9 protein-coding genes are annotated in these 9,417 nt (G+C 42.1%); 7 read left to right on the top strand and 2 right to left on the bottom strand.

The features are described 5' to 3' along the window. Positions 1-896 (bottom strand): fibronectin type III domain-containing protein (locus G3R48_RS08845; RefSeq protein WP_212593286.1); only part of this gene is annotated, 896 nt, incomplete at its 3' end. 1,328 nt (positions 897-2,224) lie between these two features. Between G3R48_RS08845 and lexA the strand changes: the two genes are divergently transcribed. From lexA to G3R48_RS08815, 6 genes are all read left to right on the top strand, one after another. Beyond that, a complete protein-coding gene (gene lexA, locus G3R48_RS08840) occupies positions 2,225-2,842 on the top strand; it encodes a transcriptional repressor LexA (protein WP_153664502.1) in 618 nt (205 codons plus the stop codon). Beyond that, the gene (locus G3R48_RS08835) at positions 2,839-3,351 is read left to right on the top strand and encodes a cell division inhibitor SulA (protein ID WP_153664500.1); all 513 of its coding nucleotides are present in this window, start codon (positions 2,839-2,841) and stop codon (positions 3,349-3,351) included. The genes lexA and G3R48_RS08835 overlap by 4 nt, the downstream gene beginning before the upstream one ends. Positions 3,352-3,735: 384 nt before the next feature. Next, entirely contained in the window at positions 3,736-5,340 is a 1,605-nt protein-coding gene (gene coxB, locus G3R48_RS08830; protein WP_212593285.1) for a cytochrome c oxidase subunit II, read from the top strand. 12 nt (positions 5,341-5,352) lie between these two features. Next, positions 5,353-6,951, top strand: coding sequence for a cytochrome c oxidase subunit I (gene ctaD, locus G3R48_RS08825; protein WP_153664498.1), 1,599 nt, complete (start codon positions 5,353-5,355; stop codon positions 6,949-6,951). 1 nt (position 6,952) lies between these two features. Further along, positions 6,953-7,516 (top strand): cytochrome c oxidase assembly protein, encoded by a 564-nt coding sequence (locus G3R48_RS08820; protein ID WP_153664496.1) that lies wholly within the window; start codon positions 6,953-6,955, stop codon positions 7,514-7,516. Beyond that, the gene (locus tag G3R48_RS08815; protein ID WP_153664494.1) at positions 7,513-8,388 is read left to right on the top strand and encodes a cytochrome c oxidase subunit 3; all 876 of its coding nucleotides are present in this window, start codon (positions 7,513-7,515) and stop codon (positions 8,386-8,388) included. The genes G3R48_RS08820 and G3R48_RS08815 overlap by 4 nt, the downstream gene beginning before the upstream one ends. Positions 8,389-8,394: 6 nt before the next feature. Here G3R48_RS08815 and G3R48_RS08810 read toward each other — a convergent pair whose 3' ends face one another. After that, positions 8,395-8,586: a DUF2909 family protein gene (locus G3R48_RS08810; protein WP_416375469.1), complete on the bottom strand. Its 192-nt coding sequence runs from the start codon at positions 8,584-8,586 to the stop codon at positions 8,395-8,397. Between G3R48_RS08810 and G3R48_RS08805 the strand changes: the two genes are divergently transcribed. Then, positions 8,561-9,397 carry an SURF1 family protein gene (locus tag G3R48_RS08805; protein WP_153664492.1) on the top strand — a complete coding sequence of 279 codons (837 nt, stop codon included), beginning with the start codon at positions 8,561-8,563 and terminating at the stop codon, positions 9,395-9,397. The two genes, G3R48_RS08810 and G3R48_RS08805, sit on opposite strands and share 26 nt — an antisense overlap. The last annotated feature ends 20 nt before the right edge of the window (positions 9,398-9,417 follow it).

Raw genomic sequence — 9,417 nt, 5'->3', positions numbered from 1 at the left:
TAACTGCCACTAACCGAGCCATACTTTGCTTTCACTCTGTATTGATATGTATTCGTCGATAAACCTGAAACGGCTTTACTGGGCGCTGTTCCCGTATAAATACTTGCCCAAGCCCCTGAGCCAACTTTTTGCTCTAGTTGGTAACCTGTTGCACCTGAGACGGCTGCCCAGCTGACGGTATACGCTCCATCAGCATCGTTTGAGGGCACAGTTATCGAGTTAGCGGTTCTAACTACAGTAACAGCTGATGAATTTAAATATTCACCACCATACGACTCCAATTTGGTTCTAACTCTAAATTGATATTGACCTGTATCTAAAGAGCTTAATGTCTTGCCATTACTTACCCCAGAATAAACTGTAGTCCAGTCCCCTCCTCCTTTACGCTTCTGTAATTCGTAAGATGTGGCACCATTAACTGCTTGCCAGTTTATATAAATACTACCATCAAGATCCACGGATGCTAGAGAACTAAAACTCGAAGGTTTTCGAATAACATAATACTTTTTGGTTGATGGTATAGGGCTGTGATTACACTTAAAGTTTGCTTCGCCTAGTCTAGGATCATAAAATTCTCGACAGTAATCAAACTGGTATTCATAGATACCTGTACCTTGATCACTCCTTAACCACTTGTGTCCAATATATTTTGGAAATGCCTCTTTTGACCAAGACCCACCATTTAATTTCTCCTGGTACCAAATTAAGTCATAAGATGAGGCGCTACCATTCTTGTCAGTAAATTCATATGTTCCATCATAATCAAAAATAGTTTCTGCACTCGCTAAATTAATGACTGAAAAACTTAAAAGGCAGCATAAACTATGCAAACAGGCTCGAAAAACGGCTCGATAGCTATTAGAAAAATAAAAATTAACCAACTTTCCAAGTTGCATACAATGTCAGTCCTTTGAAAACATATGAGTAACATCACATTAACATAAAACCAACAAATAGCAAACGCGTAAGCTGTTGAATACAAACAGACAAAAAGAAGACCAATTGCATTTACTTGATACAGACTAAAACGTGAACAGTTTCAACCTTCTTGAGCAACTTCCTGCAAATTAAAAAATTTGCCACTACTTACTTAACAATATCAACTATTATCAAAAGACTCTCTTTACCTTCCATAAGTTCATCAATCACATAACCCTTTGAAATCTTTTTAGCTACGACAACAGCTTTCCCCTTAAGCGGCGTAGCTCGAACGCTATCCTTGATGAATCGGACAAAACTTGCAGCTGCATCAAAATGTGCATTCTCTACTTGAGTTGAGAAGGTGATTTCGACTTAAACCAATCAGATTCAAACAAAATAGGGGAGCGCTTGAATATGCTGCTTACCTTTCTTTCCCTTTGGATTGTCTATTGGCTCTATCCCGTGATTTAACAGATAGGAATACAGGCTCGACTTGGGTCAGCACACTACTTATCCAGCAAGATATACTCATCAGCAAACGACTGAATAGCGGTAGGCTCAAACTTCACGCTCTTATGACCAATAGCCACTTTTTTCCACGTAAAAATATCCGCCATCATCTAAACTTTTACTGGCTGGTCATGAAAATATTTGTTTGCTCTGACATCGATAGTAAGCTTGAAAACTGTGACAGCTCATTATCTTATAGCACATCAAGCAGCTCACTTTTTTTCACATAGATAGTGTCAAACGAATTGGCGTTAATAGCGCAATACTGCGTCAGTTCGATATCAAGAATTAACTGCAAACATTCCACGAAGTTAAACAAGTACGAATGGCTGATTTTTTATAGGCTTTGTAAAATGTTAAAAAATTATCGATGCCTAGCAGGACAGTTTTTTGGGATCTTTATTTACGCCATAATAGGCGTTTTTACCCACTTTTATTTATACCGGTGTAAATATCCAGCTTTATTTCAGGCTACATGAGAATACGTAATCCACGCTTAACTTAAAGTTAACTCACTTTGGGACAATAAATAAGCTAAGCCCAGTTTATATCACCTAAAAATAACTCCTAACGACAAATTACCATCCGAAGGCCTTATCTAGATTTATAAGTGCAGATGTAGGACAAAATAATAGTTAATTTCAGATGCAATCCAATAACAAGTTTCACATCATTGGATTTATTACATTAGGAATTAGATCCCACATATCCAAAAAATAATATTGGTTAATACTTGCGCGAACAAGAACACTGTATATAATGACAGTCACTGTATAAAAAAACAGGATTCAACATGAGACCTTTAACGCCACGCCAAGCAGAGATTTTGGCATTAATTAAAAGCAATATCTCAGAAACAGGTATGCCACCTACCCGTGCAGAAATTGCCAAACGTCTTGGCTTTAAAAGTGCAAATGCGGCTGAAGAGCATTTAAAAGCATTAGCACGTAAAGGCTGTATTGAAATCATGCCGGGCACATCTCGTGGGATCCGTTTAGCGCAAGCTGAAGAACCACAACTTGATGGTCTACCGCTTATTGGTCAAGTGGCAGCGGGGGAACCAATTCTGGCGCAAGAACATGTTGAACAGCACTATAAAGTTGACCCTGCTATGTTCAAACCTGCTGCTGATTTTTTATTACGCGTTCGTGGTGACAGTATGAAAAATATCGGCATTTTAGAAGGTGACTTACTCGCAGTACACAAAATGCAACAAGCCAGAAATGGCCAAGTTGTTGTTGCAAGAATAGAAGATGATGTCACGGTCAAACGCTTTGAAAAGAAAGGCAACACCGTTTTCTTACATGCAGAGAATGAAGATTTCTCACCAATCAAAGTCGACCTTACTTGTGAAAGTTTAACCATTGAGGGTTTAGCTGTTGGCGTGATTAGAAATGGAGACTGGCAATGAATAAACTATTAGGCACAGCACCCCGTCACCCGGGAATGTGGGTTAATACTCCACAAAACAGTACAGAATTACCAGCACAACCAAGCATTAATACGGTTCGTTCTGATTCTCGCGGTGAACAAGAATTAAAAAACCTTGCACCACAATTGGCGACATTGAGCCAACAAGGGCGCTGGATTGTCCTCATCAACCCGCCGCATATCAGTTACAAACAATTATTGGCTAATGCAGGCGTGAGAACAGATCGTGTATTGTTAGTTCATAGTAAAGATGAAGTGGAAACCCTTTGGGCGGCAGAGAAAGCCTTAACCAGTGGCACTTCAAGTGCAGTAGTTTGCTGGACATCATCACTTGATAAACGTGATAGTCGCCGCTTACAGCTTGTCGCTAAAAGTGCCCAAGCTATCGGTTTGGTTATTGAAGAAGCCGAAGACGTAAGCTCACAAGAATTGTGTTATTCACGTTCCACCTTTTCAGCAAAATTAAATAATTTTGCCGCGGTGCATTAATTGTTAAACTAATTGAATTTCAAGCCCTGCCATCGTTGCAGGGCTTTTTTATACCTTATTTCAGGAAATTAGCGAGAAAAGTGATCTTGATCAATGTTTGAACACCAAGTAGTGTTGTTAACAAGGATGAAACATTTTCGTCCATATTAAACCACCCAGCCAAAAAATATTGGCGTAAGGTGGCGATCAACATTGATAGATTCTGTAGTAGGTATCTCACGCGGTCATATAATAACGTCGTACAGTAAATAACATTTTTACATCCGCGCACGGTACTTTGATGTCATCAAACTTTTTTGGGAACGAAGAGTTTGCATAGAGCTGAGAATTACTGTGTGGCTCTTCTTTGTAGTTGCTTTTAGCAGCTAGCAGAGGAGAAGTCTTGTGAAGCAATGGCTGTATTGTGCGTTGGCGGTACTATTGGCAGTACTAATAGTGCCTCCCCTTTGGGCAAGCGACATGCCCTTCAACATGACCAAGGGCGTAACGAATATCAGTGGTCAGGTTTACGACCTGCACATGATTATTTTATATATTTGTTGTGCTATTGGTGTGGTGGTATTTGGTGTCATGATTTACTCCATGATTTACCACCGCAAATCAAAAGGTGTGACTCCAGCTAATTTCCACCACAGTACCAAAGTGGAAATTATTTGGACTGTGGTGCCATTTATCATTCTTATCGGTATGGCTATTCCAGCAACTAAAACATTAATTGCAATGGAAGATCCCTCCAACGCCGACCTCACGATCAAAATTACAGGGTCGCAATGGAAGTGGCACTACAGCTATTTCAATGAAGATGTTGAATTTTTCAGTGTCATGTCGACTCCCAGAGCACAAATTGAAGGTAACGCAGAAAAAACTGCCACCTACTTACTTGAAGTCGATAAACCTTTAGTCATTCCAACCAATCGCAAAGTACGTTTTTTGATGACCTCAGATGATGTAATTCATTCGTGGTGGGTGCCTGCATTTGCAGTAAAAAAAGATGCCAACCCAGGGTTCATTAATGAAGCATGGACACGGGTGGATAAACCAGGCATCTATCGAGGCCAATGTGCTGAACTGTGCGGTAAAGACCACGGATTTATGCCCGTGGTCGTTAAAGTACTGCCAGAAGCAGAGTTTGACACTTGGCTAGCAGAGCAAAAACAAGCTGCATTACAAGCAAAAAAAGATGCCAAAGCATCGCTAAGTGCCACGCTGACTATGGACGAGTTAATGGCCCAAGGTGAACAAGTTTACTTGGCGACCTGCGCAGCTTGTCATCAACCAAATGGCGCAGGGTTACCCGGCGTATTCCCATCACTTATCGGTAGCCCATTAATTAAAGGCGACATCAATGCTCATATTGATATTGTTGCCAACGGTAAAGCTGGAACAGCTATGCAGGCCTTTGCAAAACAATTGTCTGCCACCGACATAGCAGCGGTGGTCACTTATGAGCGCAATGCATGGGGCAACAATTCTGGTGACATCGTACAAGCTATTGATGTGAACAATTTGGGTAATGCCCAACCTAAAGCACCACCAGCAACGACAACCGGCCCTGACACGGTGGATAAAATTGAAACCGCAGCAGCCGAAGTGGTTGAAATAGCCGAGTCTGCAATCGATAGCCTCACCGACAGTAGTCCACTTCAAACCACTCAGGCCAGTGTTGATTTAACCACTCTTAGTCACGAGCAGTTGATGCAAGAAGGTGAACAGGTTTATCTAAGCAGTTGTGCTGCTTGTCACCAAATCAATGGCGCGGGGCTTCCCGGCGCATTCCCATCTTTAATTGGCAGTCCAATTATCATTGGCCCAGTGAATGAGCATATTGAAATCGTTAAAAATGGCAAACCAGCGACAGCGATGCAAGGGTTTGCCACGCTGTTATCACCAAGACAATTAGCCGCGGTTATCACATACGAGCGTAATGCTTGGGGCAATAACAGTAACGACACTGTTCAAGCTGTTGATGTTAACAATCATGGTCAGTAGGAGAGTGAAATAATGAGCACAATGACACACGAACAAACTACCGACCATGAACACCACGATGAACATCATGGTGCCCCTAAAGGGCTTATGCGTTGGGTGCTAACCACCAACCATAAAGACATAGGTTCTTTGTATTTATGGTTTAGTTTTTTAATGTTTTTAACTGGCGGCGCAATGGCAATGGTCATTCGTGCCGAGCTATTTCAACCCGGTTTACAGCTAGTTGAACCAAACTTCTTTAATCAAATGACGACCGTCCATGGCCTAATTATGGTTTTTGGCGCGGTGATGCCCGCCTTTACTGGCCTTGCAAATTGGTTAATCCCAATGATGATTGGCGCACCAGATATGGCCTTGCCGCGCATGAATAACTGGAGCTTTTGGATTTTACCTTTCGCTTTTTCGTTATTAATTGGCTCATTGTTTATGGAAGGCGGAGGCCCAAATTTCGGTTGGACGTTCTACGCCCCGTTATCGACAACCTATAGCCCCGACACCACCGCACTATTTGTATTTGCAGTGCATATAATGGGCATTAGCTCCATTATGGGAGCGATTAATGTCATCGTTACCATTGTAAATATGCGCGCACCTGGCATGACATGGATGAAACTGCCATTGTTTGTTTGGACTTGGTTAATTACTGCATTTTTGTTAATTGCTGTGATGCCAGTACTTGCTGGTGCAGTGACAATGGTACTCACCGACAAATTCTTTGGCACCAGCTTCTTTGACGCCGCAGGTGGTGGCGATCCGGTGATGTTCCAACATATCTTTTGGTTCTTTGGTCATCCAGAAGTCTACATTATGATATTACCGTCCTTTGGTATTATCTCTGCCATCGTTCCTGCTTTTAGTCGTAAGCCATTATTTGGTTATGCGTCTATGGTTTATGCCACCGCCAGCATCGCTATATTGTCATTTTTAGTATGGGCACATCACATGTTCACCACTGGCATGCCAGTGTTTGCAGAACTGTTCTTCATGTATTGCACCATGCTCATTGCTGTGCCAACTGGGGTAAAAGTATTCAATTGGGTTGCCACTATGTGGCGCGGCGCGATGACCTTTGAAACCCCAATGCTATTTTCATTAGCGTTTATCATCTTATTCACCATTGGCGGGTTCTCTGGATTAATGCTTGCGATTACTCCAGCAGACTTTCAGTACCACGATACCTATTTTGTTGTCGCCCATTTCCACTATGTTTTAGTGTCGGGGGCAGTGTTTTCCATTATGGCTGCGGCTTATTATTGGCTGCCTAAATGGACAGGGTATATGTACGATGAAACCTTAGGTAAATGGCATTTTTGGTGTTCGGTTGTATCGGTAAATATTCTCTTTTTCCCTATGCACTTTTTAGGGTTAGCCGGTATGCCACGACGCATTCCTGACTACGCAATTCAGTTTGCTGACGTAAACCAAATTGTGTCAATTGGCGGGTTTGCCTTTGGTCTATCGCAGCTTATCTTCTTGTATTTGGTGATCAAATGCGTACGCGGTGGTGACAAAGCGCCCGCTAAACCTTGGGAAGGTTCAGAAGGATTAGAATGGACCATTGCCAGCCCAGCACCTTATCACTCTTTCACCACCCCACCTGAGGTGAAGTGATATGACTCAAACAACAAAATCAAACCGAAAATTATTAACAATGCTGATATTGGGATCGGTAGGAATGTTTGGTTTTGGGTTTGCGTTAGTGCCGCTTTATGACGTGCTTTGCGATGCTTTAGGGATCAACGGTAAACCCCAAGGTACTGCCAGCACTTATGAAGCGGTGGTCGTCGATAAAAACCGTACAGTAACCATTGAATTTATTGCCCATGTGCAGTCGGGAATGGCGTGGACATTTACCCCGCAAGTTAATCGCATTGAAGTGCATCCAGGGCAGCTAACCCATGCAAAATTCTTGGCTCATAATTTGTCGACGAAAGACACCGTAGGACAAGCTATTCCCTCAGTATCACCGGGACAAGGTGCCGCTTATTTTAATAAAACTGAATGTTTTTGTTTTAATCAACAACCCCTTGCCGCATCAGCGACTGCTGAACTCCCACTGATATTTTACGTGGATCCTGATTTACCAGCATCCATTAACACCTTGACTCTCTCTTATACCCTCTACGACATCACAGGCAAAGCTGTGAATGCGATAGAGCAAGGAGCAGCTAAATGACAACAAAACATGAAACTTATTACGTACCCGCTCAAAGCGCTTGGCCGATTATCGGCGCAATAGGGTTATTCTTAATCGCCTTTGGTGCGGGTAGTTATGTGCAGCAATTATCGACCGAGCAAAGCTCAGGTGGTTATATCTTAATTGCTGGCATAGCCGTCATTCTATTTATGCTATTTGGTTGGTTTAAAAACGTAATTGATGAATCAATGGCCGGCATGTATTCAGCACAAATGGATCGCTCTTTTCGTCAAGGCATGAGCTGGTTTATTTTCTCTGAAATCATGTTCTTTGGTGCGTTCTTTGGCGCACTTTTTTATGCCCGAATGATTGCCATTCCTTGGCTTGGCGGCGCATCAAATAACGCCATGACCCACGAAGTGCTGTGGCCAACATTTGAAGCGATTTGGCCGCTTGTTACTACCCCTGATGGCACCACAACAGAAGCTATGCCTTGGACAGGATTACCACTAATTAACACCTTAATATTAGTGACATCCTCAGTCACATTGCACTTTGCACATGTGGGCTTAGACAAAGCTAAGCGCACCCAACTTATTGTGTGGCTAGCCATTACCATTTTACTTGGCAGCGGTTTTTTATTCTTACAGGTTGAAGAATACGCTCACGCTTATAACGAAATGGGTTTAACGCTTGAGTCAGGCATTTATGGCAACACCTTCTTCTTACTGACAGGTTTTCATGGCTTACATGTCACTTTAGGGACCGTGTTCTTAATGATTTTATTTTTACGGGTATTGAAAGGGCATTTCACCCCAGAAAAACAATTCGCTTTTCAAGCAGGTAGTTGGTATTGGCACTTTGTTGATGTGGTGTGGTTATGCTTATTTATTTTTGTCTACATCATTTAAACAGCACTAATAAGGACGGGGGTTTGGCGTAATAAACCCCATCGCTATTGCAGCAAGTAACACCATAATTGCAATCGCGGAAAGTAAAACTCGTTTACCTAAAAACGGCGCCATTGATTGTTTACTGTCCCCTTTAACCATAATAAATAACGCACGGGCTAAGTTAAATAAAATGAATATGAGCAGCAGTACTAGCACTAACTTAACGATAAATGGGGTTGTCACAGGCAGTCCTTTAAAACGTTATGGTGGGTCGATTGTCATTTTCATCATACTTACTGTGGCGGTATTTAGTACCTTGGTCAAGCTCGGGCTATGGCAATTATCACGCGCAGAACAAAAAGCGCAATGGCAACAGAGCCTAAACGAACGCCAAAAACAAGTGCTTAATTTTAAACAGTTATTATCATTAAATGAACAAGCTGGCACCGCTACAGATGATTTTTCAGGTTTAAGTGGTTATCAGCTAACAGTCATCGCCCAGCCGGTGTCGGAGCAAATTTTGTTATTAGATAACCAAGTTTATCAAGGCACAGTGGGATACTTGGCTTATCAAATTATGTCGGTATCGGCCCAACAGCCTTGGATACTGGTTGAACTGGGCTTTATTGCGGCTAATAAAGACCGCCGCATTTTGCCGAACATAACGCCAATCACGACCTCAAATATTTCCCTCAGCGGCCGAATTTATCAAAAACAACTTAACCCAGTCAGTGACCAACTCTTACCTGAATTGGGTAACCCACTGCGCTTTCAAAACTTAAATATTGACAGTTTAAGCCAGTTATTAGGCCATCCTATTCTACCTACGGTTATCCAACCCAATCAGTTACCTAATGTCAGCCTGCCCCACCCTTGGCAACCCATTCCATTACCTGCAAAAAAACATCAAGGTTATGCTTTGCAATGGTTTTCAATGGCGGCGGTTTTTATAGGGCTAATGGCTTGGATAGCAATCAGATTTGTTCGCCGTTTTAAGATAAACAAGCAACACCTTAACGCTATTTAACATCAATTTTATGGTCATTT

The organism is Shewanella intestini (assembly GCF_018221465.1).
GTDB classification, from domain to species: Bacteria; Pseudomonadota; Gammaproteobacteria; order Enterobacterales; family Shewanellaceae; genus Shewanella; species Shewanella intestini.
The sequence above is the reverse complement of the archived record's forward strand: the minus strand, read 5'-3'. Positions and strand labels throughout refer to the sequence as shown.